Annotated in this window: 25 protein-coding genes; 12 read left to right on the plus strand and 13 right to left on the minus strand. The window is 61.8% G+C overall.

Annotation, left to right across the window (positions count from 1 at the left end):
- Nucleotides 1-42: 42 nt before the first annotated feature.
- Together C7402_RS12725 and C7402_RS12730 are read right to left on the minus strand one after the other, a co-directional pair.
- Complete coding sequence (locus C7402_RS12725) at nucleotides 43-942, minus strand: S1 family peptidase (RefSeq protein WP_116610920.1); 900 nt, start codon at nucleotides 940-942, stop codon at nucleotides 43-45.
- A gap of 141 nt (nucleotides 943-1,083) precedes the next feature.
- The gene (locus tag C7402_RS12730) at nucleotides 1,084-1,410 is read right to left on the minus strand and encodes a hypothetical protein (protein WP_116610921.1); all 327 of its coding nucleotides are present in this window, start codon (nucleotides 1,408-1,410) and stop codon (nucleotides 1,084-1,086) included.
- A gap of 1,238 nt (nucleotides 1,411-2,648) precedes the next feature.
- Here C7402_RS12730 and C7402_RS12735 point away from each other — a divergent pair.
- Complete coding sequence (locus tag C7402_RS12735; RefSeq protein ID WP_116610922.1) at nucleotides 2,649-3,116, plus strand: SgcJ/EcaC family oxidoreductase; 468 nt, start codon at nucleotides 2,649-2,651, stop codon at nucleotides 3,114-3,116.
- Nucleotides 3,117-3,393: 277 nt separating this feature from the next.
- Here the strand turns inward: C7402_RS12735 and C7402_RS12740 are convergent, their stop codons facing one another.
- Nucleotides 3,394-3,966, minus strand: a complete 573-nt coding sequence (locus C7402_RS12740; RefSeq protein ID WP_116610923.1) for a GNAT family N-acetyltransferase — start codon at nucleotides 3,964-3,966, stop codon at nucleotides 3,394-3,396.
- 493 nt (nucleotides 3,967-4,459) lie between these two features.
- On the opposite strand from C7402_RS12740, the gene C7402_RS12745 reads away from it, so the two are divergent.
- Nucleotides 4,460-5,713, plus strand: a complete 1,254-nt coding sequence (locus C7402_RS12745; protein ID WP_116610924.1) for a serine hydrolase domain-containing protein — start codon at nucleotides 4,460-4,462, stop codon at nucleotides 5,711-5,713.
- Nucleotides 5,714-5,818: 105 nt separating this feature from the next.
- On the opposite strand, the gene C7402_RS12750 is transcribed toward C7402_RS12745, so the two are convergent.
- Nucleotides 5,819-6,127: a hypothetical protein gene (locus tag C7402_RS12750; protein WP_116610925.1), complete on the minus strand. Its 309-nt coding sequence runs from the start codon at nucleotides 6,125-6,127 to the stop codon at nucleotides 5,819-5,821.
- A gap of 108 nt (nucleotides 6,128-6,235) precedes the next feature.
- On the minus strand, nucleotides 6,236-6,454 hold the full coding sequence (locus tag C7402_RS12755; RefSeq protein WP_112173056.1) for a hypothetical protein: 219 nt from the start codon (nucleotides 6,452-6,454) through the stop codon (nucleotides 6,236-6,238).
- Nucleotides 6,455-6,781: 327 nt separating this feature from the next.
- Here C7402_RS12755 and C7402_RS12760 point away from each other — a divergent pair, with 327 nt between their 5' ends.
- The gene (locus tag C7402_RS12760) at nucleotides 6,782-7,513 is read left to right on the plus strand and encodes an AzlC family ABC transporter permease (protein ID WP_112173057.1); all 732 of its coding nucleotides are present in this window, start codon (nucleotides 6,782-6,784) and stop codon (nucleotides 7,511-7,513) included.
- On the plus strand, nucleotides 7,506-7,805 hold the full coding sequence (locus C7402_RS12765) for an AzlD family protein (RefSeq protein ID WP_116610926.1): 300 nt from the start codon (nucleotides 7,506-7,508) through the stop codon (nucleotides 7,803-7,805). The genes C7402_RS12760 and C7402_RS12765 overlap by 8 nt, the downstream gene beginning before the upstream one ends.
- 2 nt (nucleotides 7,806-7,807) lie before the next feature.
- Here C7402_RS12765 and C7402_RS12770 read toward each other — a convergent pair whose 3' ends face one another.
- The 3 genes from C7402_RS12770 to C7402_RS12780 form a co-directional block, all read right to left on the minus strand.
- The gene (locus C7402_RS12770; protein ID WP_133254477.1) at nucleotides 7,808-9,583 is read right to left on the minus strand and encodes an amidohydrolase family protein; all 1,776 of its coding nucleotides are present in this window, start codon (nucleotides 9,581-9,583) and stop codon (nucleotides 7,808-7,810) included.
- A 127-nt stretch (nucleotides 9,584-9,710) separates the two neighbouring features.
- Entirely contained in the window at nucleotides 9,711-11,465 is a 1,755-nt protein-coding gene (locus tag C7402_RS12775; protein ID WP_165841874.1) for a serine hydrolase domain-containing protein, read from the minus strand.
- 61 nt (nucleotides 11,466-11,526) lie between these two features.
- On the minus strand, nucleotides 11,527-12,450 hold the full coding sequence (locus C7402_RS12780; RefSeq protein WP_116610929.1) for a LysR family transcriptional regulator: 924 nt from the start codon (nucleotides 12,448-12,450) through the stop codon (nucleotides 11,527-11,529).
- Nucleotides 12,451-12,575: 125 nt separating this feature from the next.
- Between C7402_RS12780 and C7402_RS12785 the strand changes: the two genes are divergently transcribed.
- Nucleotides 12,576-13,058 carry a nuclear transport factor 2 family protein gene (locus C7402_RS12785; protein WP_116610930.1) on the plus strand — a complete coding sequence of 161 codons (483 nt, stop codon included), beginning with the start codon at nucleotides 12,576-12,578 and terminating at the stop codon, nucleotides 13,056-13,058.
- Between the two features lie 63 nt (nucleotides 13,059-13,121).
- Complete coding sequence (locus C7402_RS12790; protein WP_116610931.1) at nucleotides 13,122-14,234, plus strand: alkene reductase; 1,113 nt, start codon at nucleotides 13,122-13,124, stop codon at nucleotides 14,232-14,234.
- 48 nt (nucleotides 14,235-14,282) lie between these two features.
- Here C7402_RS12790 and C7402_RS12795 read toward each other — a convergent pair whose 3' ends face one another.
- From C7402_RS12795 to C7402_RS12815, 5 genes are all read right to left on the minus strand, one after another.
- A complete protein-coding gene (locus C7402_RS12795) occupies nucleotides 14,283-15,917 on the minus strand; it encodes an ABC transporter substrate-binding protein (protein ID WP_116610932.1) in 1,635 nt (544 codons plus the stop codon).
- A 205-nt stretch (nucleotides 15,918-16,122) separates the two neighbouring features.
- Nucleotides 16,123-16,875, minus strand: coding sequence for a pentapeptide repeat-containing protein (locus C7402_RS12800; protein WP_341869244.1), 753 nt, complete (start codon nucleotides 16,873-16,875; stop codon nucleotides 16,123-16,125).
- A gap of 198 nt (nucleotides 16,876-17,073) precedes the next feature.
- A complete protein-coding gene (locus C7402_RS12805) occupies nucleotides 17,074-18,000 on the minus strand; it encodes a pyridoxal-phosphate dependent enzyme (RefSeq protein ID WP_116610934.1) in 927 nt (308 codons plus the stop codon).
- Nucleotides 18,001-18,143: 143 nt separating this feature from the next.
- Nucleotides 18,144-18,956 carry an AraC family transcriptional regulator gene (locus tag C7402_RS12810; protein ID WP_116610935.1) on the minus strand — a complete coding sequence of 271 codons (813 nt, stop codon included), beginning with the start codon at nucleotides 18,954-18,956 and terminating at the stop codon, nucleotides 18,144-18,146.
- 127 nt (nucleotides 18,957-19,083) lie between these two features.
- A complete protein-coding gene (locus tag C7402_RS12815) occupies nucleotides 19,084-19,404 on the minus strand; it encodes a hypothetical protein (RefSeq protein ID WP_133254478.1) in 321 nt (106 codons plus the stop codon).
- 30 nt (nucleotides 19,405-19,434) lie between these two features.
- On the opposite strand from C7402_RS12815, the gene C7402_RS12820 reads away from it, so the two are divergent.
- From C7402_RS12820 to C7402_RS12845, 6 genes are all read left to right on the plus strand, one after another.
- The gene (locus C7402_RS12820) at nucleotides 19,435-19,956 is read left to right on the plus strand and encodes a hypothetical protein (RefSeq protein ID WP_133254479.1); all 522 of its coding nucleotides are present in this window, start codon (nucleotides 19,435-19,437) and stop codon (nucleotides 19,954-19,956) included.
- Nucleotides 19,957-20,282: 326 nt separating this feature from the next.
- Nucleotides 20,283-21,260, plus strand: a complete 978-nt coding sequence (locus C7402_RS12825; RefSeq protein WP_112173077.1) for a PhnD/SsuA/transferrin family substrate-binding protein — start codon at nucleotides 20,283-20,285, stop codon at nucleotides 21,258-21,260.
- Nucleotides 21,261-21,276: 16 nt separating this feature from the next.
- Entirely contained in the window at nucleotides 21,277-22,302 is a 1,026-nt protein-coding gene (locus tag C7402_RS12830; RefSeq protein WP_116610937.1) for an amidohydrolase family protein, read from the plus strand.
- Nucleotides 22,303-22,346: 44 nt separating this feature from the next.
- Nucleotides 22,347-23,198 (plus strand): amidohydrolase family protein, encoded by an 852-nt coding sequence (locus C7402_RS12835; protein ID WP_116610938.1) that lies wholly within the window; start codon nucleotides 22,347-22,349, stop codon nucleotides 23,196-23,198.
- 89 nt (nucleotides 23,199-23,287) lie between these two features.
- Nucleotides 23,288-24,568 carry an MFS transporter gene (locus C7402_RS12840; RefSeq protein WP_112173080.1) on the plus strand — a complete coding sequence of 427 codons (1,281 nt, stop codon included), beginning with the start codon at nucleotides 23,288-23,290 and terminating at the stop codon, nucleotides 24,566-24,568.
- Nucleotides 24,569-24,757: 189 nt separating this feature from the next.
- Nucleotides 24,758-25,741, plus strand: a complete 984-nt coding sequence (locus tag C7402_RS12845; RefSeq protein WP_116610939.1) for a DODA-type extradiol aromatic ring-opening family dioxygenase — start codon at nucleotides 24,758-24,760, stop codon at nucleotides 25,739-25,741.
- The last annotated feature ends 3 nt before the right edge of the window (nucleotides 25,742-25,744 follow it).

The raw sequence follows: 25,744 nt of genomic DNA on the forward strand, positions 1-25,744 counted from the left end.
GCCACCCTTCGGTGGCTTGATCTCGGCGTGCTATTCGAACTATCAGACTGCGTTCTGAGCGCGAGAAGCACGCAGTTCTGCTTCAACACGTGCACTGATAACTGGGATCAAATCGTCAAGAGTATCGGCGTGAACTACGTAGCCAAGGTTCATCATTGCGTCCACGATTGGAACTGTACCGACCGCCGTCGGGATCACCCGCTGTTCGAATCTTCCCTGTTGCGTGAAGAGAGGGCCCGCAAACAGAACGCCGATGAGCTTTGCACGTGTCCCAGGCGTGTATCCATCGGCGCCGCTTCGATACATGCCGTCTTCAAAAAGGAAAACTGGTGAGCCGCTCGAGCCGGGGAAGCATGCTGCATCGATGAGAAATTTCCGCTCTCCATTCCAACGTTGAGTAGGGTGTGATGCAGTCAGTCCGCGACGCGCAATCGGTCGGTTATCAACTTCATTCCAAAGGCCCGTCGGATAGCCAATCATGACCACCGGTTCGATCGGCCTCGTGTAGCTCAATTCCTCATTTGAAAGGCGCCAGTCCCGAGTCACAAGCGTATGCCTGAGCATCAAGTTCGGCGGAATCTGAACCAAGAACGGGAGGAGTGGTATCGCGCACAAGTCAATCTGCGGATCGGGATGAAACGAGATTGTCTCCTGCAAGTTTTCTACGAGATAGCCTAGGTGGACGTCGTCGGCACCGACGGCCGCATCTGTCATTGCCGCTGCCTCACGTGGCCTAAGCGTGATTGGCGTCTCAAGCCTGGTCATGTTCTGCACGACGTGCTTGTTGGTGATGATCATGGGGACGTCGAAGGTCTGTTCTTGACCCTCCTGTTGGACAGGGACCCTGAACATGTACAGGAACCCCGTGCCGGTTCCCGAAGCGCCCCCGTTGGTGCAAGACAATCGAAGTGTGCAGAGGGAGATAGCTGTTGCTGGATTCATCTAGTCTTTTCCTTCGAGCATTGATTCCAGTTGTTGACGAAACTGCGACCACGCGGCATAGAACGAAGCCACCTTCCACCTCTTCACTGCTGCGGGTTGAGTTGTAGTTATTTTTCCTTCCAAGCCTAGATAGCATACCCATCAACGGTTTATCCCATACCGCGCCACCCGCTTTCGCAGCCATTCGGCGATCCGGTCGTGGCGCGCAAGCGCTTCCTCGTAGGTGAGCGAGTGCGCCCAGTTCTCTTTCAGGCCTGGCCCCTCGATCATGTGCCCGAACTTCGGCGGCCCCTGCATCGTGACGTCATCGGTCATTCCAAGCCATATCGTCGTGACGCGGGCGTTGATGTCGATGTCCGTGCGTTTGATCGGATCATTGGCGGCGCGCCAGTGGCACCATTCGCTGAGCGTCGTTTCGACCGGCTCGTGGGCGTCGTTCAGGATGTAGTAGTGGGCGTGCCAGGGCATGTCTGCGGAAAAATTCGGCTGGGCCACTCAGTATAGCGGCGCGCCGCCCACAGCATTTTCGGGGTTGTGGGTAGGGATGTGGGTAGGGGCATGGTGCCGCGATGGAATCCTTACTCATCAAGGCTTTCCGGCGGCCTCGGGAGTCGGCTGCCTTCCGCCAATCATTGATGCAGTTGCGCTTTGAATCCGCAACACGCCCCCTGTGGATTTGATCAATGATTGTCATGTGCGACGCGATCACTTCTCGTCACGGTGAACACCCGGACACGGTGTCGTCTCAGGTGCCAAGCCTCACTATTTCTCTCCACTAGCTTTGTGCGTGATTTAGGCAGCATCAGCGTTGAAGCCAATGACGTTATTGGCCGCTTTCGTTGAAATTGTCATTGTTGCGCCCGTCGTTGTGTTCCTGTTTTTCGCCCGACTCGAACCTGGCGTTTCCCTTGTCGTCGATACAGGTTTTCTTTTCGGACTTCCTGACTGGTGCTCTCACTTGTCGCCCCCGCAGGCGCCAGGCAGTATCGCTGAGATTACGACAATCGGGCCAGGTCGCTTGGGTGGCACTCGCTGCACGACTTCGTCTGGATGCGCTGCGGCCGGGCATTGATGCGACAGAGGAGCGCCCTTTGCAGTGAAGGGCATATGACGTTTCATAACGACCTCACCAGTGGCCGTTCCAGATCCATCGCGATTGCTTCGACGGCGCCTTTTCCTGGCTGGCCGGTTGTAAGTGTTTGCGCAATCGGACCAAAGTCCGGTGCTGACGAAAGCTAACCGCCCATTTCCGCAGGTGCTTTCGCGGCTATAAGGCGGTAACAGCGACCTATCGGACTTTCGTCCGATATCCCCCCCGGCTTCACACGCCTAACCTGATCCGTGCACCGTTGCCGGACAGCGCGTACAAGCAGGTTGTACAAGCGGGTCGTCTGGTAGCGCAACTCCCGCCGATGATGACAACCGGAAAAGCTCGCGGCCCCCTTCGGCAGAGAGCGACTTGCGGCGGCTATCGCCACCCTGCCAGGCGACGACAGCGAACTCACAGCGTCCCGGATGGCGAAACCGCTTGACGCCGGGTAGAGCGAGATACAACGAGGGTTGCCCACCTTCGGAGCAGAGCGCGTGGCGAGAGCGCCAATCGTAGAGATCGTTTGATCCGGGCCCGGACTGGAACAAGCCAGCCCATAGCGATCGCAGCGAACGCACGGTGTAGAGGGCCTTTCATTATCCAGACGAGGTGAATCATGCAAACATGCCTGTCGAGGTCGTGCGCGGTTGCTGTCGTGCTCGGTGTTGCCGTCCACGGGAACGCGCACGCGAAAACCGAAGCCTGCCACCCCGCATCGGAGAAGCAGATCGCTTCACTCTTCGACCGCTGGAACGACTCGCTGAAGACCGGCGACCCGGCGAAGGTCGCGGCGAACTATGCACCGCGTTCGATCCTGCTGCCGACCGTATCGAACAAACCGCGTTTGACCGTCGAAGAAAAGGAGGACTACTTCAGACATTTCCTTGAGCACAAACCAGTCGGTACCATCGACTTCCGCTTTGTCATGGTTGAATGCAATAGCGCCATCGACGCGGGCCTGTACACGTTCAAGTACGCGGACGGTACCGTGGTCAAGGCGCGCTACACGTTTACCTACGGGTGGAATGGACACAGGTGGCTGATCACCAGCCATCACTCGTCGAAGATGCCTGAAGGCGATTGAACGCGATTCGCGGGGTGGGCGCGTTCGACAGGGCGCGAGCGATACGTTGGGGGCGCATACGTGTAGCACGCTTGTGATGTCTGGGGCCGGACCTTGGATGACATTGAGTCGCGAAAGCGAGCGGCAGGAACTGACCGCCTGCTGCCCGATGTGGTCGCCCGAAATCGATCCGAAGCGGCCCCACTAAAGAGTCGCGTGGATTGTCGCGTCTTTGGGCGATGACGGCGATTCGGCTGCGTAAAAATTGGCGCTTTGCTTATCATCTGTTCCAAAACGACTAGATCGAATTGGGCGCCCCCACAGCTTTCCCTGGACCTGTCGCAGGCGCCGCTCCCGGCTCGTCGAAATGGCATTCGAAATAGACGAGGTCATGCCATTCGCCATGAAGATGCATGGCCCTGCTGGCTCGTCCAAACGCCACGAACCCGTTCCGTTCCAGGACACGCATCGACCCGACGTTTTGAGGCCGCACAATTGCCTCGACTCGCGACAAATTCAGCTCCCTTGCGGCAATATCCATCGCAAGCTTAACGGCTTGGGATGCATAGCCACGTCCGGCAAAGTGCTCTCCTATGCGATATCCAAGCGTTGCCTTGTTGAAATATGGGCGAGTAATGCTGACAAGATTGATTCTGCCGACGATCGTATCGTCGAGCCAAACGAGGTACTGATAGGCTCGATCGCCGTCCCTATCGCTCGTTGCTGCTCCTATCGCTTTGCGAACGGCGGAAGCGCTGTAGTAGTCGTTGGCGCGAGCGTTAATCCATTGCTCGAAGTAGGCACGGTTTTCGACCTCGAATGCCAGTAGCGCATCGGCATCGCTCAACGTCGGGGGACTGATTTTCAGCATGGCAGCGGAGATTGTTCGCGACTTGCGGATTGTACAACCGCAGTGTTGGCTGTGGAGGGTGTAAAGTCCGACGGCCGTCGAAGACTCCTTTCGGTGCGGAACGGCTGCTCGAATGACCATGCTACGGTGATGAGCAGCGGCTGGTATTGGCCGACCACAGAAACATCCGATTTGCACGGAACGCCGATCTCCATAGTGCATGGCGACCGGCGGAATTCGGCCCAAAGCGGAGGCGCGAAGCAATTGGAGTCTGTCTTTCGAGTGTGGCGCTTCTCCCCCAGGCGCGCAGGCGCCTCGTATCAGGCGAGAGATTGGCCGCTTTCTTCCATGTCCTGACCGGGCTCATCGCCGCTACCGCCGCGCCCCCCGCGCGCGCCAAACTGGACTATCCTCCTTCAGATGCGTTTTTACCGGCAATCGCGCGATGAGCGATACTGTGCCGCTCACCCCGTGAGCCACGAACGTTGCGCATGCACTCAGCGAAGGAGAGGATATGAGTCGGGAAGGGCAGGAAAAGCAGGGCATGTCGTGTGAGCGTCTCGCGCGGATCGAGCGCTTTCTCGACGAAAACTACGTCGCGACCGGCAAGCTGGCTGGCACCGTGACCCAGGTGTGGCGGCGTGGCGCGCTTGCACTGAACTCGGTGCTCGGTTTCGCCGATCGCGAGCGGCGCACGCCGATGGCCGCGGATTCAATCTTTCGCATCTACTCGATGACGAAGCCCATCACGTCGGTCGCGTTCATGATGCTGGTCGAGGAGTGCAAGATCGCACTCGACGATCCGGTGAGCAAGTACATTCCCGCATGGGAAAAGCTCGGCGTTCACGCGGGCGGCTTCATGGAGAGCTTCCAGACGCGCGCGCCCGCGCGCCCCATGCGGATAGTCGACCTGCTGCGCCATACCTCTGGATTGACCTACGGGTTTCAGCAAAACACGAATGTCGACGCCGCCTATCGCAAGCTGAAGCTGGGCGATATTGCGACGGCGGGCACGCTGGACGACATGATCGAGAAGCTGGCCACGCTGCCGCTCGAATTTTCACCGGGCGACGCGTGGAATTATTCTGTTTCCACGGACGTGCTCGGCTATCTGGTTGGCAAGGTCAGCGGCATGGCGTTCGAGGACTTCCTGAAAGCGCGCATCTTCGATCCGCTCGGCATGGTCGATACCGCCTTTTACGTGCCAGAGGACAAGCTGTCGCGCTTCTGCGCTTGCTATGCCGTTGGCGCGCTCGGCTCGAAGGTCGTCTCCGCGCAAGGGCCGACGCTTCAGGACGATCCGCGCACGAGTCCGTATTGCGAGCCGCCTGGCTTCGTCTCGGGCGGCGGCGGCCTCGTCTCGACGGCAGCGGACTACCTGCGGTTTTCGCGCATGCTGCTCCAGGGTGGCGAGCTGGATGGCGTGCGGCTGCTGGGACCGAAGACCGTGGAGTTGATGACCGCCAACCACCTGCCGGGCGGTGCCGATCTGCCGCGCCTGTCGCGCTCGATGTTCAGCGAAGCGAATTACGAAGGCGTTGGCTTCGGACTGGGCTTCGCCACGACCCTCGCGCCGGCGTCCACGCTCACGCCAGGCAGTGCGGGCGATTTTTTCTGGGGTGGGGCGGCCAGCACGTTCTTCTGGGTCGATCCTCGCGAAGACCTGATCGTGCTGTTTCTCACCCAGCTATTGCCGTCCAGTGCGTATCCGGTGCGGCGGCAGTTACGCACGCTCGTGTATAGCGCGATTACCGAGTGCGGCGCCTGAGGGCCGCAATCATCCGTTCATGGCCGGCAAGCGGCGAGCCAACCGGCCGGTATGCGACATACGCATCCGGCCGCCGTGAAATTCGCCGGCACGCTTTGCGTCCTTCTATTTTTTGCCCTTGAGGGTGAACGGGGCGAGCAACGCTTGAACGTCCACCTGTTGCCCCTGGAGCATGAGCAGCCGGGCGTGAAGCACCGTGTTTTCGAGCACCAGCTTCGCGGTGCTCAGCAGGTACATGGCCTGGAGGTCCGAACCCGACATCGCGGCTTCCACGGCGTGGTGTCGTTCCACGAGCGAATGCATGACGAGCCGCCGTAGTTCCTGTTCGCCGAACGGCAGGTCGGCGTAGTCGATTGGATCTTCGGCTTCGACTTCGCGCAGCATGTCAACAAGCGCTTCGGTGTTCACTTCCATGTGCCAGCTCCTTGACGTAGTCAGACTGCTCATGAAGTTGTTTCAGGCTACCGGGTTCCGCTTCTAACGTCTAGCGCTCGTCAGCGCCCGTCCATCTCGCGCACCGGGTTAGCCATGCGTGTCGACCCATGCTTTTGCCCATGCCAACCCCGCGTTTTGCGCGTCATCCTCGGAATCGAACAAGTCCAGAACGCCCGACGTGCAGATGAGCGTGTTGTCCTGGGTGATCGTGCCGCTTCCCGCATAACGCTCCTGCGTGAGCAGTTCCGCCTGATGGGCAATGGCGTGGCCCCATAAAACGTAGCCTTTGTATGGTTCGCGTTCCATCTTTGCGTTGTTCGAAGTCGGGTTTGTCGTCTATCCGCTTTGCCGCAGCAACTTGAATGCCGTGCCGCAGTGTGCATAGCGGCCAGGTGTTCTGGCACTACGCCGTCTGATGGCCTGTTGCGTCTTCGCACACGGTGTATGGCATAAGCATATCGCGGAACGCGTCCGCTCTTGTTGTCATCCGGCCGGCGCTGCGTACCCGAAAGGCAAGCGCCATTGACGCCGCGGGAGCAGGAATGTACAAGCGCTACGCGCTTCGAAAAGGTATGCTTCGTGCCTCGTTGAAGTGAGCAATTCGCCGTTGAAGTTCGAGTGGAAGGAAGTGGAATGAGCAGTGTGTATTCGCCATCGGTTGCGTCGAGGGCCACGTTGGTCCGCGCCGAGATGGTTCGAGGGATGCGGGCCGCGTTGCCCGTCATGTTGGGATTCGTGCCGTTTGCGCTGGTGCTGGGTGCGCAGGCCGCCCAAAAAGGCATCAGCGCAGTCGAAGTGCCCCTGATGACGGGGCTCAATTTCGCGGGCGGATCGGAGTTCACGGCAGTGCGGCTGTGGACGTCACCGCCTCACATCGCACTCATCGTGGCGATGTCCTTCCTCGTGAACATGCGCCATATCCTGATGGGTGCGGCGCTCGCGCCTCGCATGCGGCATGTGCCGTTGCCTCGGGCGCTGGCCGCGCTGTTTCTGATGTGCGACGAAAGCTGGGCCCTGGCGCTCGCGGATGCGAACGCGCGAGGCCAGCGGGAAATCAGCATCGCTTATTACATCGGCGTGGCGCTCAACCTGTGGATGACCTGGATTGCGTTCACCGCACTGGGCGCCGTGCTCGGTCCGGTGCTGGGCGACATCGAGCGCTATGGCTTCGACATGGCGTTCACCGCGGTCTTCCTCGTGCTGCTCAAGGGCATGTGGAAGGGCGCCAGGGCATGCAGCCCCTGGCTCGTCAGCCTGATCGTGGCAGGCGTGACGTACAAATTCGTGCCGGGGGCATGGTATGTCGCGGCGGGGGCCTGTGCCGGTCTCGTGGCGGCATGCTTTCTGGAGCGCCCCGATGCTTGACTGGACGACGGTTGTGAGCATCGTCCTGATGGCGGCGTCGACTTACATGACGCGAATCGTGGGCTTTGTCGTTTTGCGCGACTGGACGTTGAGCCCGCGAACGCAGGCAATCATGGAGAGCGTGCCGGGCTGCGTGCTGGTGTCGGTCATTGCTCCCGCGTTCGTGTCGAGCCATCCGGCGGACTTGCTTGGGCTCGCCGTGACGTTTCTGGCGGCGACCCGGCTTTCCCTCTTGCCGACCGTCGTTGTCGGAGTCGTCGCAACGGGCGTGTTGCGGCATCTCATCGTCTGACGCTAGTCCTGGCCCCGAGTGACGGCGGGCGCGTTCTTCAGCCAGGGCGGGATGTCTCCCACTGTGGCGCTCAACCGCGCGATGACGCGGTTTCGCCGAGCACCGCCTGGCGCCAAACCGAAACACGCAAGGGCGTTGAGGTACAGGAACTGTTCCATCGACGGAATCAACCCGCCCAGATTGCCGACTACCTGAGACGGGTAGCTTCCCCAGTCGGGCTCCTGGGAGAGCATGTCCCAGTCGGTGCCGAACATGATCCGCCCGGTCACTGCGGGATTTGCCCGGATAGCCGCCTTGAGGCGCGATTTGGCCACTGTGCATTTCGGATGTTTCGCGTCGCACCATCGCAGCTGTTCCCAATACGCAAGGTCGCCGTACAGCCGATTTTCCGGGGGATCGCGCATGAGCTTCGCGAACTCGCTTGGCCAATCGTTTTTGGGGTGTCTGGGTTCGTCGGAATCGCCGCCGAAATGGCCAAGATTGCCTACGAGCGAAACGGTGGGCGAGGTGATCTCCAGTTTCTGTAGTAGTGCTTTCCATCCATTTGGGCCGCCGAATTCATCTTCGCCCTGGTCGCGGCCATTGGACTCGCCGGAATGCGCCATGATCGGCACATTGTTTTGCGCGCACCAGGTGGCCAGCCGCAGCATGACCGCGTTGAGCTTCTTGACGTCCGGATGCGCTTGCTTGCCCGGATAGGGCTCGCTGTTGCCATAAGGCATAAAGCCCATTGGCGGGTAGATCTTGACGCCTACGAAGCCGTATTGCCCGATCGCCTTTTTGACGAGCTCGAATGACGCATCGTGCTCCTCGATATCGGTCCACGGGTTGTATGCCACGATCGGCAGCATATAGCCGCCGGACATGCTGGACAGCAGCGAATGCAGCTTCATTTGCTCGACTTGAGGCGAGCGCTTCGCCGGCGCCAGCCAATAGTCGAAGTTGACGAACGAGGCGAACATCGCATCTACGCCAAACGCGTCATTCGCTTCGGTATAGGCGTACGTGTAGTCTTGCAGATTCATCCATCGATAGGCCAACATGTGGCCCACGAACTCGACGTATCCGCCGGGGTCCAGGGACTTCTCGGGCGCTCCCCGCCCCCCATACCGGGCCTGATAGTCCTTGAGTCTGCGAACCGGGTCGATGGCGATCGCTATCGATTCCTCGAACGTCGTCGGCCCCTCCGTGGATGGTTTGAGGTCGCCGAACGTTCTTTGCATTTCTTGCGCATGAGCTTGTTGCAACGCCGTATACGTTTGATCGAGCTTACGTCTTTTCATCTCGTAGGCGACGTTCTTCGAAACGATATCCCGGTGGGCTCTCGCCTCAGATTGAAGGAACGCTTTCACCGATTCGGCTTTCTCCACGCCGGTGAGTTTGGCCAGGAACGCGTTTAATTTTCCAATCTCGGCCTCTACGGCAGGCGCAACGAGCGCCAGTGCGCCGACGACTTCCGCCAGTCCCACAACCAGTTCCCGCAGGAGCACATTGTCGATCGAGTGGGCGGCGTCCTTCTTCATGAACCCCATCGCGTCGATGTCGCTTGAGTTGAAGATATGAGCATGAACATCGATGCAATAGCGGGTCGGCTTGCCGCTGTTGCCAATTCGGGTTGGCTTGAATATCGGCTTGATGCGGCCCGCCGACTGGAGGGCTTCTTCGCCGGAGGATGACGCGAAGGGATAGGCGCAACGGGGAAATGCGGCTCCCGCCGCGAGACTCCCCGCAAGCATCTGGAGCGCCTTGCGCCGGCTGACTGCGTCGAGATTTCTCATGGCACATACCCACGTTGGGTGAATAGGCCCGTCCCAAAGATCGACTTCTGTGCGGCATTCGTCACATGCTAGCAGCCGGAACATTGCGCCGAATGTTGCCGACCGAACGGTACGGTTGGTTGTCCGCTCAGCGTTTAAGCGCTTCTGGCAATGCCGTACCAGGCCAGATCGCGTCCCTGCCTTCCAGTCGCTCGACGACATAGCGGCCGATCGCTTCGGCGGGAGAGCCATGATCGCCGGCTGTCGCGTTCACCAGAACCACAATCGCTCGCCTGCGTTCCCGGCTGAACGCCGCGTAGCTCGTATAGCCGCCTGTTCCGCCCGTATGCCAGTGGGTCCGGTCTTCAGGCTGGTAAAGCCAGCCCAGGCACATCGTCAGCATGTCGCTCACTTTCACGCGCGGCTTTTGCGCGTCCTCGAACGCCGCGCTCAACGTGTGTCCGCTGGTTCCCGGCGCATCCCGCAGGCTTTGCGGATCGCAAAACGCCTCCAGATACGTCAGCAGGTCGGCCGCCGACGCACGCAGCCCGCCCGCGCCCGCCAGTATGTTCAAATTCCACGGCCTGGCCGGAAGTCCGCTCGCCGCATGCCCTGGTATGAAGCGCGCTTGTTGCGCGGGCGCGAGCGTGATGGCGGTGTCTGTCATGCCTAACGGGCGGAGTATCTGTTCATCGAGCAAGTCGATGAACGGCATGCCCGCGCGGTTCGCGAGCGCATGGCCAAGCAGGCCCGCACCGAGGTTGCTGTAGCTGAAGCCGGGTTGTCCCGCCTTGCCGGTGCCGTGCGCCGCAACAAACGCGAGCAGCTTTTGCGCGTCGTAATCCGCGTACGGGTCTTCCGGATCGGCGGGTTGCATGTTGGCCGGCAAACGGGGCAAGCCCGAATGGTGCGTCGAAAGATCGAGCAGGGTGATTTCCTCCCCGGCTGGCTTTGCGACGGCGCCGTTGGGCAGCAACGCTCTCACGGGCTCATGCAGTTGAGCCTTGCCTTGCGCGACCATCTGCGCAAGCAGCAACCCGGTAAACGTTTTGGAAACCGAACCAATCTCAAAGATCGAAGCGTCGCTCGCCGCGCCGAACGAGACAATGGAGCGTTCGCCATCCTGCGAAATGCCGATCACGACGCCACCGGCGCTGCCTCGCGAGAGCCAGCCCGTTGTCAGCAGATCCCCGAAGTCGCACGAAAGCCGTGCACCGAGTTCCGCCGCCGGAACCGGTGGCAAGCCTGGCAACATGCGCGGTGCGGGCAAAGGTTGCACGCGCGCAGGCTGCGTCTGCCGTTCGAGGTCGAGCGGATACTCCGCGCGCTGAGCCCATCGCCCGGTCAGTCTGTTTGCATCGGCGGACAGCGTGCCGGTCCAGCGTCCATCGACCGAAGGCACGTCAAAGCTGAATGCGTTGCCGTTGATGGACAGGTTCGCGCACGCCAGGCCGGTCTTGCGTTGATCGATGCTATCGAGCGTTGCGGACAAGCGTCCGTGCCGGTCAGTCCTGGTGGTGACTTGTATGCGTAGCGAACGCTTGTCGACGGTGAGTTGACCGAGCCAGATGCCGTCGATCGGCGAGGGCATCGCCGCCGGCACGAAGGTATCGCGCACCCACTTGAGCGCAGTCGCGCCACCCTGTGTCCATGTGCCGGAGAGCGTCAGGCCGTCGGCTTCGAGTGCGCCGGACCAGGCGCCGCTAACCGAAGGCACCGCGAAATTCAGCGATCGCCCATCGATGGTCACCTCCGTGCATTCGATGCCAAACGCGCCCTGATCCGGACTGTCGATCGTCAACATCGGCAGGTTGCTGCCATGCCGCGCAACATGCAGGATCAGCGGCAAGGGGCCTAGACTGCCCTCGTATGAGCCATCGGGAACAGGTCGGTCAGCGGACATGGAGAGATTCCTGCACAGCAAGTGCATGGCAACGGCAAAGCGATTGACGAGGATTCCAATACTACCGGGCGCACAAAAAAACGTCGGGACGTGCCTTCGCCAGATTCACCAGAGCGTCGCTGACAACGCGCACCTTGGGCTGGACATAGCGCGTGCGAGGCCGGATCACGTGGATCGGCATGCCTCCGCCCTCGAACTCATCGAGCACCGTCACGAGACGACCGGACTGCAAATGCTCATACACGAGCCAGGTGGGCAACTGCGACAGGCCACACCCGTCAAGAACGCCCTGGACCATCATCTCGCCATCGCCGAGCTCGTGACGAACACGGATTTCCTGTTCTTCCAGCACACCATTTGGACCCCGAAGCAACCAGGTCGAGCGTGCGCCTCTGCGCCATCCCACGATGCAGTCGTGTTCGAGCAGCGCGGCCTGGGTGCTCACGGGTCCACGCCTGCGCAAATAATCGGGCGATGCGCAAATCACGAGATGCTGTTCGCCGAGGCTGCGCGCGACGAGTTCTGAATCATCCTTCAGGTCTCCGATGCGCACCGCGAGGTCGATGCCTTCGCTGATCATGTCGACGGTGCGGTCGCCGAAGGTGATCGTCAGGTCCAGTTGCGCGTACTGTCGCGCGAGCGCGATCAGCGCCGGAGCGATATGCCTGCGCCCGAACGCGCCGGGCAACGCGATGCGCAATTGCCCTCTCGGCTCCGCTTGTCCCGTGGCGAGGCCATCTTCGGTGTCGTCCAGATCTTCGAGCACGCGCAGGCAACTGCTCAGATAGGTCTCGCCCTCGCTGGTCAGCGTGAGGCGGCGCGTCGTTCGATGCAGGAGCTTGACGCCCAGGCGCCGCTCGAGCCGCGACACCCCTTTACCGACCGCGGAACTGGTCACGCCGAGCTGCAATCCCGCAGCCGTGAAGCTTTGAAGCTGCGCCGCCAGAACGAATTCCGGAATGCCATCGAATCGTTGCCAGGCCATTTTCCCTTCCCCCACTAGACGGCTAATTTTAGCCTGAGAGGACGAAGTGAGTGGACTGGAGGTAGATTTATCCGTTTTGTGGATCAGATTAAGCTGGCGGCACTCAACTCAGCAACGAGGAAGCCGTGTCCACAGAAATATCGAAGCTGCTTGCGATCGAAGCCGTCAAGAATGTTCGCAAACGCTATTGCCACTACCTTGACGCGAACCGTATGGACGCGCTCGCCCAACTCTTCGCGCCTGACGCGGTCTGCGAGGTCGATCGCGGCGTTTGGCGGGGCAGGGACGCAATCCGCGAAGGGCTATCGGAGGCCTTCAAGGCTTTCGATACGCAAAACTGCGGGCGCTACCCATTTCTGCACGCGATCGCCAATCAGTGGGTCGAGCTCGTCGACGATGATCGCGCCGAGGGGCGTTGCTACCTGATCGATCTGGTGACGACGCGGCCGCCATCGGAAAGTCCGTTTTTGCTGTTGGGCCTGTATGCCGACGAATATCGGCAGATGGACGGTCACTGGCTCATCAGCCGAACCCGCCTCGACGTCGTGTGGCCGCAGCCCAACGGCGGTGGCGGAGACCCTGGAAACGGTCTGGTCTTGCCCAACTGAGCAACCCGCCGGGCGGCATTGCCGCGCTCGCATGCTGAACCCACTTTCTTCTTCTGGATTGCAATGAGTCTGTTATTTGAACCGTATGACCTGGCCGGCACATCGCTGTCGAATCGCATCGTCATGGCGCCCATGACCCGCGCACGGGCGCTCGACGACATACCGGACGAGCACACCGTCCTTTACTACTCGCAACGCGCGACGGCGGGCCTGATTATCAGCGAGGGGGTTCCCGTATCGCGCGAAGGCTGCGGATATCTGTTCAATCCGGGTCTTTACACGGACGAACAGACGCAAGCCTGGCGTCGCGCCACGGCCGCCGTCCATGCCAGGGGCGGGAAGATTTTCGCCCAGTTGTGGCACGTTGGCCGCATGTCGCACGTGTCTCTCCAGCCCGATGGCGCCGCACCGGTGTCCTCCGTTGCGCAATTAGCGGCCAATTCGAACGCTTATGCGTGGATCGCGCCCGGTCAGGCAGGGCCCATTCAGGCGAGCCAGCCGAGAGCGCTGGAAGAAGCGGAAATCAAACGCATTACCGCCGATTTTGTCCGGGCCGCACGCCGGGCGATGGAAGCCGGTTTCGACGGCGTTGAACTGCACGGCGCCAATGGCTATCTGTTCGAGCAGTTTCTCAACGGCGCGCTGAATACCCGGACCGACAACTACGGCGGCTCCATCGATAACCGCCTGCGATTCATGCGGGACACGCTCGATGCGATCGCCGCCGAAATCGGCAATACGCGCGTCGCCGTCCGGCTATCGCCCTTTGGCCGCCTGTTCGACATGCAGCCTTACGGCGATGAAGCGCCAATGTGGCTGCGCGTGGCCGCAGTGTTGAATGAAATGGATCTCGCGTATGTGCACTTGAGCGATCAACTCACCATAGGCGCCGAGTCGATTCCCGAAGGCTTCGCCGCCCGGTTCCGCGAGGCGTACCAGGGCACCTTGATGGCGGCAGGCGGATTCACGCGCATGAGCGCCGAGGCGGCCCTGGCGAGCGGGGCGCTCGACCTGATCGCGTTCGGCCGCCCGTTTATTTCGAACCCGGATCTGGTGGAGAGGATGCGGCACAACTGGCCGCTGGCCGATGCCGATCGCTCCACGCTCTACGGCGTGAATGGAGCGATCAGCAAGGGCTACACGGACTATCCGGCGTATCGGCCCGGCGCGGCATGAAAGGGCGTGAAGGGGAATGAAGGGGCGTGAAGGAGCGCTCGCGCGCCATCATTTGAAGCCGACGTTCCAGAACTGGGTTGGACCGAACGGGTCGATCTTGAAGCCGGTGACGTTCTTGCGCATCGGCTGATAAACGGTCGAATGGGCGATCGGCGTGAAGGGCACTTGCTGCTTGAAGATCACCTGGGCCTGCATATAGAAGTCCGTGCGGGCTGCGATGTCGGTCGTGGTGCGGCCTTTCTGGATCAAATCCTCGAACGGCTGATAGCACCACTTGGAAAAGTTGCTGCCGTTCACCGACGCGCAACCCAGCAGCACGCCGAGCCAGTTGTCCGGGTCGCCGTTGTCTCCGGTCCAGCCGATCAGTATCGTGTCGTGCTCGCCCGCATGCGCGCGCTTGATGTATTCGCCCCACTCATACGTGACGATCTTCGCGTGCACGCCGATCTTTTCCCAGTCGGCCTGAATCATCTCGGCCATCAGGCGCGCATTGGGGTTATAAGGGCGTTGCACCGGCATCGCCCACAGGGTGATTTCGAAGCCGTCTGGAAAGCCCGCCTTGGCGAGCATGTCCTTCGCCTTGGCCGGATCGTAAGGCGCATCCTTGAGCGTCTTGTTATAGGACCACTGGGTTGGCGGCATCGGGTTTGTCGCCGGTTGCCCCGAGCCTTCATAAACCGACTCGATAATGGCCTTCTTGTTGATCGCCATGTCGAGCGCCTGGCGCACCTCGACCTTGTCGAGCGGCTTGTGCGTGGTGTTGTAGCCGAGAAACCCGAGATTGAAACCCACCTGGTGGAGCACCTGGATGTCCGGATCGCTCTCCAGCCCGGCGATGGCTTGCGGGCGAGGGTAGCTCATGACCTGGCATTCGTTCTTCTTGAGCTTCTGCTCGCGCACGGCGGCGTCGGGTGTGATGGAGAAGATGAGCTTGCCCAGCCGCACGACGCCAGGCTTCCAGTAGTCAGGGTTGCCGTCGAAGCGGATCGTCGCATCCTTCGTATAACTGACGAAAATGAACGGGCCCGTGCCGACCGGGAAGAGGTTGATGTCGGACGCCTTGCCGGCCTTCATCAACTGATCGACGTATTCGGCCGAGAGGATGGACGCGAACGGCATGGCCAGTTCCGAGAGGAACGGCGCGTTCACCGTCTTCATGGTAAAGCGCACGGTGTAGGGATCGAGCTTTTCGATCTTCGCGATGCTCTTGTCGAGCCCCATGTCCTTGAAATACGGAAACTGGACGGGATACGCCGTGCGAAACGCGTTGTTCGGGTCGAACATGCGCTCGAACGTCAGCATGACGTCATCGGCGTTGAATTCGCGCGTGGGCTTGAAGAACGACGTGGTATGAAACTTGACGCCGTGGCGCAGGTGAAACGTATAGGTCAGGCCGTCCGGTGAAATCTCCCACGACTCGGCAAGACCCGGTTCGACTTTCGTGCCGCCATGCTCGAATTCGACCAGACGGTTGTAGGCGGTGTACGACGCGGCCGAAAATTCGAGCCCGGTTGTGTATTGCGCCGAGTCGAAGCCCGCCGGGCTGCCCTCCGAGCAGAACACGAGCGTTTTGTCCGGCAAGGTCGCGGCGGACGCCGACGCGCTCGATATGGCACTAAAGACCCCGAAGGAACACAAAAGCAACGCGAGGGGATTCAGCCAAAGTCTGCGGCAGGATGGCATGGGCACTCTCCGGTAGATTTTTAATTCAAAGCGGTGCTCGATCACTGCGTGCAACAAGAATAGCTTAGTCAATATCCGCTGGCGCGCAGCGCGGGTCATCCCCATGACCGGGACAGAACCCGGTCCGCCCCCATTGCGCGCGAGCGCAGTCAGGGCGGGAGCCGGGGAATGTTATTGATCAGACAAATTGCTGCCGGTCATGGCGTTACACCACCCGCACTCCGCAGTCTCCAATCAGCGTGACGGCCTGATCGACGGAAAGGATCGTCCCTTTGAGGTGTTGCAGCACGTCGGTCAGACGCAAGCCACTTAGGTCTACAGAGCGTAGGTCCGCGCCGTCGAAGCGGCTGTTGCGCAGTTGTGCGTTGCTGAGACTGCCGCCTTCGAATACCGCGTCGCGAAAGTCGCAGTCGGAGAGATCCGCGTCGGAGAAGTTCAGGGCTTCGAGCGTTTGCTTGCGAAACGACAGGCCCCGCAGATCGGCGCCCACCAGCAGGGAGTCGTGAAAGCTGAGGCCGAGCGTGCGGGCGTCGACAAAGCGGGCTCCGGTCAGCTTGACCTCGGTGAAAACCGCCGACCCGAGTTTCGAGCCGGTCCAGTCGGTGTTGTTCAGATCGCTGCGGTAGAAACGGGCATCGCTGATATTGGCGTAACGAAATCTCGCCGCCGCGCACTTGCACGCCAGCCAGCGACTCCTGGCGAGTTCGCAGTGCTCCAGAATGGCGTGCTCGAAGTCGCACTGCGTGAAGCGCGCGGCGCGGAAATCCAGATTCGAAAGATCTTCGCCGTTGAAACTACAGTGCTCGAATGTCGGCTGGTCGCCGCATTCTCGAAGCAGGCGGGTCAGCGCCTCGCGCTCGAAGGTCAATCCGCTGAACAGCGTGCCTTCTTCGGCTGACGGCTCTTGTGTGTTGCTGCGCATCGGTGCAGGCTCCTCATCCACAGGGGCGCGCAGCATCCGGTCCACAGCGCGTCCCCTCAACTTGGTCAAAGTAAGGTTGACGCCGCGGCAAATCTAGAACCCAACAGAGGAGTCGGGTGCAGGAGATACCAACCTGCCACTCTATTTTCGGCGGTGAGGATTTTATCGCTGCGACCCTGACCGGCACAAGATCAACGGATGGGCCTCAGCGCCGTGGGACCGATGTTCGAGGTTTCACCGGCAATCCGGTTGCTCTGCCCACGCGCGGATCTGATCGATGGTCGCCGTGGCGCCGCCGCACACGATAACCAGGACCTTTTTGTATTCGGACAACGCCGGGTGCCGGTCGTAGGCGACGGACAGCGCCGCGCCGCAAGCCGGCTCGACCAGAATGCGGTGATCCGCGAGAAAACGCTCGCAGGCGGCGAGCGCGCTGCGGTCCGACACCACGAGGCTGCGCACAGGGTGCGCGTGCGCGCAATGCAACGCCTGTTCGCACACCCGCTTCGCGCCAAGCGACGTGGCGACGCTGGCGATACGCGGCAACTCCACCGTACGGCCGGCCTCGACAGCGGCGTGGAATGAAGCGGCGCCTTCGGTTTCGACGGCCAGCACCGGCACATCGCGCCAATGATTGCGCTGCAAGCCTTCCACCACGCCGCAAAGCAGGCCGCCCCCGCCGACGGAAAGCACGACGGCGTCCGGCTTGAGCCCGGCCTCGGCAACCTCGTCGATCATCGACGCATGGCCGTGCCACAGCAGCGGATCGTCGAACGGATGCACGAAGGCGTCCGTCGCGCCCAGGAGCGTTTGTGCGTACTGGTTGGCCTCTTGCCAGGAACTGCCGTGCACCACGACCTCCGCGCCTTCCAGGCCGAGCAGTTCTTTGGCGCGCGCCGTCGTGGTTTCGGGCACCACGACCACGACGGGAATGCCGAGGCGCCGCCCCGCGTACGCCACGGCAAGCCCCGCATTGCCTCCCGACGAGGAAACGAAACGGTGTGCGCCACGGCTCTGGTGGACCGCGCAAGCATGGCCGATACCCCGGATCTTGAACGATCCGCACGGCTGCAAGGCGTCGAGCTTGAGCCAGATGGATTGTTCACCAGGGACGCTCAAGGCGCGCGATTCCATCAAAGGGGTGTCGAAGTGCAGATTCATGGCGTTGAGCTTCCAGATTGGCAGTCGGACCGGCTGAGGCCGGACTTGTGCGGATCCTAAAGTGCGAAGGGCGCGCTGGCTTGTAAAAAATTGACCGGCCCGATGGACGTTGGAGCAGGGCGGGCGATCAAAGGCCCATCGGCTCAGTAGGCTGACGGGGCCACGCCAAACGCTTGACGGAACGCCCGGTTGAAATGGCTTTGATCGTAAAACCCCACGCCCTGGGCGACTTCGGCGATGGTCGGCTTGCCGCGCGCGAGCAAGCTGCAAGCTCGCTCCAGGCGCAGACGAAGGAGCCAGGCATGAGGCGTCATGCCGATGGTCTGCTTGAACCGGCGCAGAAAATGAAAGCGCCCCAGACCGCACAAGGTGGCCAGTTCATCGAGCGTGATTTTCTCGGCGAGATGGAAGAGGCAATAATCCTTGAGCCGTTGCCAATGCACCGGGGAGAGCGCGCCTTTAATCGCAACCGGTTTGATGGCGCCGGACCGGGCGAACAGGCAATGCAGCAACGACAGCCATTCCGACTGCACACATAACGCGGACGCGTCGGGCGACAGTCGCATCGCATCGTGAAGCTGCAACAATTGCGCGGCCAGTGTCCTGTCTTCGAGCATCATGCCGTTCAATCCGGGCTCACGGTGGTCGGAGTCCGTCACCTCGGCCGCGACGTCTCGCAGCAGATCGCCGGAGAGCCTGAAGGTCTTCAGCGTATAGGCGTTGCCGCTTTCGCCCGCGCCGTCGTGGATCTCGCCGGGCGGCATCAAGGAAACGCGACCGGGCCCGAGCAATACGGCCTCGCCGTTCACGCATTGGCGCTGAACGCCATCGGTGACGAGCCCGACATGATAGTCAAGATGGTAATGCCGCTCGAAGCTGAACTCCTTGAAGCGCCCCACGCCGAGCACCAGTCCGGGCAGGCCGGCTAGCCGTTTGTACTCCACACCATCGGTCATTTCGAATCACGCAGTCGCTTTTGCGCCAGATATAAGGGGCCGCACCACACTCGAACGATCGAAGCTTTTTCCGGCGTGGCACCGCGAGTATAGGCCAGCACGCGAAATGGCCGGATGCTTCGAAAGCCTACTTCGATTCTTCCGCGCCACCCGATCGCGGCCAGGGTTGCGTGGGATCGACATTGGGGTGAGGACTATTCGGCACGAGGCTGCGCGTGCTTTGCGGTGCGTCCTCCTTCTCCGGATTCGCGGCGACGCCGCTTGCTCCGCCAAGCGGTTTTGTGCCCGGTTTTGCGCTTGCCTTCGCCTTCGGCTTCGCCGTCACGCTTTCCGATGTCCCCGATGCGGGTGCACCCGCTTGGGGCGTCTCTGCCCACGCGAGCGTCGACGAGCACAAGAGCGCGGGCAACAAGACGAGCATGCCTCGGCTGTGTTTCTTGACTATCATTGATTTGCTCCGCACGTGTACGGGGGAGATATGGGACGCGAGAACCATCCAGTGTGGGCGGTGTACGACAAGCTTCGCACCGCCCATCTCAATGTCCGATATTACAGTGAAAGACTGCGTCGCCTGGAACGTTGGGACATGGCGATGGACGTGGCGCTGGTCATTGCGGCGCCCACCTCGGCGGTGGCCGGCCTGTGGTTCTTCAAGACGGATATGGGCAAGCACGTCTGGCAAGCGTTCGGCACGTTTGCCGCCTTCGTCGCGGCCATTCGCCCGGCCATCCAGTTCAGAAGGACGCTTAAAGCATACGAAACGACGATCAGCGCTTATCAAGCCCTCGAATACGACCTCGAAACGATCCGCCGCAAAATCGAGCAGCGCGGGATTTACGACGAAGAGTTGAAGTCGGACTTCTTGCGTGCGCTCGAACGGCAGCGCCACATCGATATTTCCAGTCCCGACAAGATCGCCAATTCACGGCTATTGAAATCGTGTACGACGGCGGTCCTGACCGAAATGCCGGCCAGCGCGTTTTTTGTGCCGGAAACGTAGTGGCGCCGGCGCGCCTGCCGCGCTCGCCGCGCCGATAGCCGCGCCCGGCCGGCCTCCTGGCCGCCAGGTCAGGCAGCCATCGGCTCCACCGTTCCGGACGAGCCGGTTCCCCCAGCCTGCGCCCGTTCTTCCTCCCGGATTCGCTTCCCGGCTCGCCGCCCGAGCCCTCGCCGCAACGCGCGCCGCGCTCCACAAAAGTGCCAGTGAATGTGCGTTTTGTATAGGGACGGCATCAGGCGCCTCCCATATTCTTACTCCATCGAGACGATACATCCGGCGCAGCGAAACTCATCGAATGAGCCGCGCCGGGCAATCCAAAGGAGAGGATGTTGAAGAGGAAAGTCCCGCTCAAGATCGCAATCGCTGAGCATCCGCATACGTCGGCCATTCGCAATGGCTCCATTCCCATCGAGGGCGTGGACGCCGAATTCATTACCGTTCAACCGCAAATCGGCGCATTCCGCCGCATGGTGCGCGACGTCGAGTTCGACGTGTGCGAACTGGCGCCGACCACCTACATTATCGCGCGTGCTTACGGCGCGCCGTTCGTCGCGCTGCCGATTTTCGTGGTGCGCCGCTTCCACCACAGCGGCCTGCTCGTGCGCCCCGAAGCCGGCATCCGTCACCCCAAGGATCTCGAAGGCAAGAAGGTCGGCGTGCGCGCCTACTCGGTCACGACGGGCGTGTGGACGCGCCAGGTCCTGATCGACGAGTTCGGCCTCGATTCGTCGAAGGTGACCTGGGTGGTGGACGACGAAGAGCACGTCACGCAACTCAAGCTGCCTGCCAACGTGATTCACGCGCCGGCCGGCAAGTCGCTCGCGGACATGATGGCAAGCGGTGAGCTGGTCGGCGGTTTCGCCGCCGCCGCGGGTATCGGCCGCACCGGCGCGCCCACGGGCGGCTGGAAGGAAGTCGAAGCCGACTACCCCGATCTGCTGCCGAACGCGGCCGAGCTCGAAGCGCAATACTTTGCGCGCACCGGCATCTACCCGATGCACGGCACGATCGTCGTGAAGGACTCGGTGCTCGCCGAGCATCCGTGGATCGCGAAGTCCATCTACGACGCGTTCGACGAAGCGAAGAAGCAGTGGCTCGCGCGTCTCGACGCGGGCGAAGCGACGACCGCGGGCGACAAGAAGTACCTCGCGCTGCGCAGCGTCGTCGGCCACGATCCGCTGCCGTACGGCCTCAAGGAAAACCTCAAGACGATCGAGGCGCTCGAGCAGACCGCGTTCAAGCAAGGCCTCACGCCGCGCCGCATGGCGATCGACGAGCTTTTCGTCGATCCGCAGGCCCGCTGACAAGAACGGAGACATCATGATTATCGATTGCCACGGCCACTTCACGACCGTGCCCGCGTCGTTTCGCAACTGGCGCGCCAAGCAGGTTGAATTCGCCGACGATCCGGCCAATGCGCCGTCGCTCGACGGCGCGCATGTGAGCGACGACCAGATCCGCGACGCGATCGGCAACGGTCAGCTCAAGCTGCAACGCGAGCGCGGCAGCGACCTCACGCTGTTCTCGCCGATCGCGGGCCTGATGAGCCATCACCTCGGCAACGAGCGCACGAGCCTCGAATGGGCCGAAGTGTCGAACAACCTCGTGCACCGCGTGACCGAGCTTTATCCCGAGAACTTCGCGCCGGTGTGCCAGTTGCCGCAGTCGCCGGGCGTCGCGCCGAAGAACAGCGTGGCCGAACTGCGCCGCTGTGTCGAGGAACTGGGCTTCGTTGGCTGCAACCTGAATCCGGACCCGTCGGGCGGCTACTGGACCGGCACGCCGGTGACCGATCGCGAGTGGTATCCGCTTTACGAAGCGCTGGCCGATCTCGACGTGCCCGCGATGATCCACGTGGCGGCTTCCTGCAATCCGTGCTTCCACGGCACAGGCGCGCACTATCTGAATGCGGATACGTCGGTGTTCATGCAGATCCTGCAATCGGACCTGTTCAAGGACTTCCCGACGCTGCGCCTCGTGATTCCGCACGGCGGCGGCGCGGTGCCGTATCACTGGGGCCGTTATCGCGGCATGTCGCTCGAAATGCGCGAGCGTCCGCTCGAAGGACTGCTTAACAATATCTTCTTCGACTCGTGCGTGTACCACCAGCCAGGCGTCGAGCTGCTCACGAAGGTGATCCCGGCCGACAACGTGCTGTTCGGCTCCGAAATGATCGGCGCGGTACGCGGCAAGGACCCGGCCACGGGCCAGTACTTCGACGACACGAAGCGCTACATCGACGCGTGCCCGGCGCTCAGCGACGAAGACCGCTACAAGATCTTCGAAGGTAACGCACGCCGCGTGTATCCGCGCCTGGACGCACGCCTGAAGGCGCGCGGCAAATAAGCACGGCGCGAGCCGCGAAGAAACAGACTCGTACAGAGGCACTGATGGCTTCACAAATCGTTGATATTCATCCTCACATCATCTCCGACGACGAAACGCGCTATCCGCCCGCGCCGTTGTTCGGCAAGCGCTCGGAGTGGTCGAAAGAGCGTCCGACCACGGTCGAGACGCTGATCGCCGCGATGGACGAGGCGGGCGTCGCCAAGGCCGCGGTGGTGCATTCGTCGACCACGTATGGCTTCGACAACAGCTATGTCGTCGACGGCTGTGCGAAGTACGCGGACCGGCTCGTCGCGGTCGGCTCGGTCGACGTGCTGCAACCGGATGCGCCGCTACGCATTCGCGAGTGGGCGCAGCGAGGCCTGGCGGGCTTGCGGTTGTTCACGGGCGGCAGCACGAAGGAGTTCGATCCGAGCGAGCTGGATGACCCGCGCTCGTTCCCGGCCTGGGAGTTGTGCGCCGAGCTGAACCTGCCGATGTGCATCCAGACCGGCCCGATCGGCCTGCCGCAGATCACGACGCTTGCCCGCCGCTTTCCGAACGTGCGTATCATTCTGGATCACCTCGGCCGTCCCGAGGTCGCGGACGGCGCGCCTTACGCGAAGGCGCAGAGCCTGTTCGACCTCGCGCCGCTCCAGAACATTTACCTGAAGCTCACGCCGCGCATTTTCGGCGACGTGAAGAAGGAAAAGGCGAGCGCGGAAACGTTCTTCCCGCGCGTGGTCGAGGCGTTCGGCGCGCAGCGTATGGCGTGGGGTTCGAATTATCCGACCTCGCCGGGCAAGCTCGAGGAGATTCTCGCGACCGCGCAAGCCGGGCTGCAAAGCCTGAGCGAGCAGGACCGCGAGTGGATCTTCGGCAAAACGGCGCTCGCGCTGTATCCCGCGATGGCCTGAGATCGCGATGCACCCGGACAGCCGCCGCAGCGCATGCAGGCGTTGCGGTGGCTGTGTAACAGATAGCTTGATCAAGAAAGAAGAAGCAGATGGAGACAACCCAACCACAGCGAAGCGCGACAGCGGGCCGATGGAGCGTTCTCACGCTTCTGGCGCTTGGCGTGCTGATTTCGTTTGTCGATCGTACGAGCATCTCCAGCGCGCTGGCGGACACGGGCTTCATTCACGGATTCGATCTGAGCAGCGTGGATCGCGGCTGGATCAACGCGGCGTTCTTCTGGTCCTATGGCGTCTTTCAGGTGCCGATGGGCTGGGTGGCCGACCGCTATGGCGTGAAATGGCCCTATGCGATCTGCTTTGCGCTGTGGTGCCTCGCCACGACGCTGATGGGCGCGGTCACGGCGCTCGAAAGCCTGATCGCCATGCGTCTGATTGTCGGCCTCACCGAGGCGATCGTGATTCCGGCGAGCTATCGCTGGATCCGCAACAACTTCGACGAACGCCAGAACGGGCTCGCCGTGGGCATTCTCGCCATGGGCAACAAGTTCGGCCCGGCATTCGGCGCGCCGGTGGGCGCGTGGTTCATCGTCAACTATTCGTGGAAGATGATGTTCATCGTGACGGGTCTGGTCGGCCTCGTCTGGCTCGTGCCCTGGCTGCTGCTGGTGCGCAACGACTTTCCGTCACGCGCCGAGTTGAAACGCGCGAGCGGCAGCGCGCGCACCGTCACGCTTGCCAGCATTCTGTCGAGCCCGGTCGTGTGGGGCGGCATGATCACGAACTTTTGCTACGGCTACTTCACGTTCTACTGCATGACCTGGATGCCCGCGTATCTGGTCGAGCAGCGCGGGTTGTCGCTGGAGCGCTCGGGTGTCTACACGTTCTTCAGCTTCGCCGGCATCGCGATCGTCGCGGCGCTCGCGGGCTGGGCGGCGGACCGGATTGTCGCGGCAGGGTACAACGCCATTCTCGTGCGCAAGTCGTTCACGATCGCGGGATTCGTGGGCGGTTGCACGGTGCTGCTGGGCGCCTATGCTCATACGCTCGAAGGCGCGCTGTTCTGGAACGTGCTCTCGCTTTCCCTGCTCGGCCTGACGACGGCGAACAACCTCGTGCTCTCGCGGCTCACGTTGATTCCGAAGCAGGCGATCGGCCTCGTCACCGGCGTGCAGCAAGTCGCGACGAGCCTCGCGGGCGGCGTGGCGGCGAGCCTCTCGGGCTGGCTGCTGCACGTGAGCCACAACTACCAGTTGCCGATGATGGTGATCCTGGTGTTCCTGCTGATCGGCGCCACGGCGACCGCGGTGCTGTTCCGTCCGCAATGGGCCCCGAAGGTTTCGGACCCGAAACCTTCGCTTCAGGAGGCCTGAGCGCCGCGACGCGGCCGCAAGCCGATGCCGGCCGCGTCGGGACATCGAACACGACTCCGATCGAAGGATATCCCCGGTTTGCTTTGCATTCCGAATTAATGAGCGGCCAAGGCCGCATGAAAAGAGCTTCAGGGCGCACCCAATTTAAGGCAACCGGCATGGCCGGTGGTAATTGACTGGAAATCACACATGGCGAAGATCGTATTCGGAATGGCCGTGCCGCACAGCGGCATGCTCGGGCAGGCGCCTGAGGACTGGCTGAAAAACGGCGAACGTGACCGCAACAACCCGGAACTGTGGTTCCGCAATCGCACCTGGACGTATCCGGAGCTGGAAGCCCATCGCGAAGCGGCGTTCGAGCCGTTCCTGACGATCGAGGAGCGCACCGCGCGTGCCGCGCGCTGCCGCGCGGCGCTCGACAAGATGGCTGAAGCCTACCGCGAAGCGCGCATCGACGTCGCCATCATTCTCGGCAAGGACCAGAAGGAGATCTTCACCGACTTCTCGCCTTCGATCGCGATCTACACGGGCGAGGAAGTGCACAACGGCCCGCCGCAGCGCGCCGTCTACGCGCCGGACCATCACGTCACTCACCCGTGCCATCCGCAGCTTGCGACGTACCTGATCGAACGCTTCCAGAACGAAGGCTTCGACATCACGGATCTGTTCGCATGGCCCGACAACGTGTGGATGAAACCGTTGCCCGAGTACCCGGTGGTGCCGCACGCCTATAGCTTCGTCTATCACCAGATCATGGGCGACAACCCGCCGCCGCACGTGCCGGTCATCATGAACTGCTTTTATCCGCCCACGCAGCCTTCCATGGCGCGCTGCATCGAGTTCGGCGAAGTGCTGCGCGATGCGATCAACGCGTGGCCGCAGGACGTGCGCGTGGGCATCTTCGCCTCGGGCGGCCTGTCCCACTTCGTCAACGACGAAGAATTCGATCACAGCATCATGAAGATGCTGGCGGCGTACGACTACGACGGGCTCTCCGCCGTGGACAACCGCTCCTACCAGTCGGGCACTTCGGAAATCAAGCTCTACGCGAGCGTGATGAAGGCGCTCCAGGAAACCGGCGCCGAAATGACGCTCGTGGATTACGTGCCGTGCTGGCGCACGCCCGCCGGAACCGGCGAGGGCATGGGCTTCATGTACTGGAAAGCCGACTGAGCC

It is taken from the genome of Paraburkholderia unamae (assembly GCF_003096875.1).
In the GTDB taxonomy this organism is placed as follows: domain Bacteria; phylum Pseudomonadota; class Gammaproteobacteria; order Burkholderiales; family Burkholderiaceae; genus Paraburkholderia; species Paraburkholderia unamae.

Excerpts from the sequence above, each read along its gene's own strand:
- C7402_RS12805 (WP_116610934.1), bottom strand. The coding sequence starts at position 18,000 with ATGAATCTGCACTTCGACACCCCTTTGATGGAATCGCGCGCCTTGAGC.
- C7402_RS12735 (WP_116610922.1), top strand. The coding sequence starts at position 2,649 with ATGCAAACATGCCTGTCGAGGTCGTGCGCGGTTGCTGTCGTGCTCGGT.
- C7402_RS12790 (WP_116610931.1), top strand. The coding sequence starts at position 13,122 with ATGAGTCTGTTATTTGAACCGTATGACCTGGCCGGCACATCGCTGTCG.
- C7402_RS12760 (WP_112173057.1), top strand. The coding sequence starts at position 6,782 with ATGAGCAGTGTGTATTCGCCATCGGTTGCGTCGAGGGCCACGTTGGTC.
- C7402_RS12845 (WP_116610939.1), top strand. The coding sequence starts at position 24,758 with ATGGCGAAGATCGTATTCGGAATGGCCGTGCCGCACAGCGGCATGCTC.
- C7402_RS12815 (WP_133254478.1), bottom strand. The coding sequence starts at position 19,404 with ATGATAGTCAAGAAACACAGCCGAGGCATGCTCGTCTTGTTGCCCGCG.
- C7402_RS12810 (WP_116610935.1), bottom strand. The coding sequence starts at position 18,956 with ATGACCGATGGTGTGGAGTACAAACGGCTAGCCGGCCTGCCCGGACTG.
- C7402_RS12830 (WP_116610937.1), top strand. The coding sequence starts at position 21,277 with ATGATTATCGATTGCCACGGCCACTTCACGACCGTGCCCGCGTCGTTT.
- C7402_RS12780 (WP_116610929.1), bottom strand. The coding sequence starts at position 12,450 with ATGGCCTGGCAACGATTCGATGGCATTCCGGAATTCGTTCTGGCGGCG.
- C7402_RS12770 (WP_133254477.1), bottom strand. The coding sequence starts at position 9,583 with ATGAGAAATCTCGACGCAGTCAGCCGGCGCAAGGCGCTCCAGATGCTT.
- C7402_RS12835 (WP_116610938.1), top strand. The coding sequence starts at position 22,347 with ATGGCTTCACAAATCGTTGATATTCATCCTCACATCATCTCCGACGAC.
- C7402_RS12745 (WP_116610924.1), top strand. The coding sequence starts at position 4,460 with ATGAGTCGGGAAGGGCAGGAAAAGCAGGGCATGTCGTGTGAGCGTCTC.
- C7402_RS12795 (WP_116610932.1), bottom strand. The coding sequence starts at position 15,917 with ATGCCATCCTGCCGCAGACTTTGGCTGAATCCCCTCGCGTTGCTTTTG.
- C7402_RS12775 (WP_165841874.1), bottom strand. The coding sequence starts at position 11,465 with ATGTCCGCTGACCGACCTGTTCCCGATGGCTCATACGAGGGCAGTCTA.
- C7402_RS12825 (WP_112173077.1), top strand. The coding sequence starts at position 20,283 with ATGTTGAAGAGGAAAGTCCCGCTCAAGATCGCAATCGCTGAGCATCCG.
- C7402_RS12725 (WP_116610920.1), bottom strand. The coding sequence starts at position 942 with ATGAATCCAGCAACAGCTATCTCCCTCTGCACACTTCGATTGTCTTGC.
- C7402_RS12755 (WP_112173056.1), bottom strand. The coding sequence starts at position 6,454 with ATGGAACGCGAACCATACAAAGGCTACGTTTTATGGGGCCACGCCATT.
- C7402_RS12730 (WP_116610921.1), bottom strand. The coding sequence starts at position 1,410 with ATGCCCTGGCACGCCCACTACTACATCCTGAACGACGCCCACGAGCCG.
- C7402_RS12840 (WP_112173080.1), top strand. The coding sequence starts at position 23,288 with ATGGAGACAACCCAACCACAGCGAAGCGCGACAGCGGGCCGATGGAGC.
- C7402_RS12740 (WP_116610923.1), bottom strand. The coding sequence starts at position 3,966 with ATGCTGAAAATCAGTCCCCCGACGTTGAGCGATGCCGATGCGCTACTG.
- C7402_RS12800 (WP_341869244.1), bottom strand. The coding sequence starts at position 16,875 with ATGCTGCGCGCCCCTGTGGATGAGGAGCCTGCACCGATGCGCAGCAAC.
- C7402_RS12750 (WP_116610925.1), bottom strand. The coding sequence starts at position 6,127 with ATGGAAGTGAACACCGAAGCGCTTGTTGACATGCTGCGCGAAGTCGAA.
- C7402_RS12820 (WP_133254479.1), top strand. The coding sequence starts at position 19,435 with ATGGGACGCGAGAACCATCCAGTGTGGGCGGTGTACGACAAGCTTCGC.
- C7402_RS12765 (WP_116610926.1), top strand. The coding sequence starts at position 7,506 with ATGCTTGACTGGACGACGGTTGTGAGCATCGTCCTGATGGCGGCGTCG.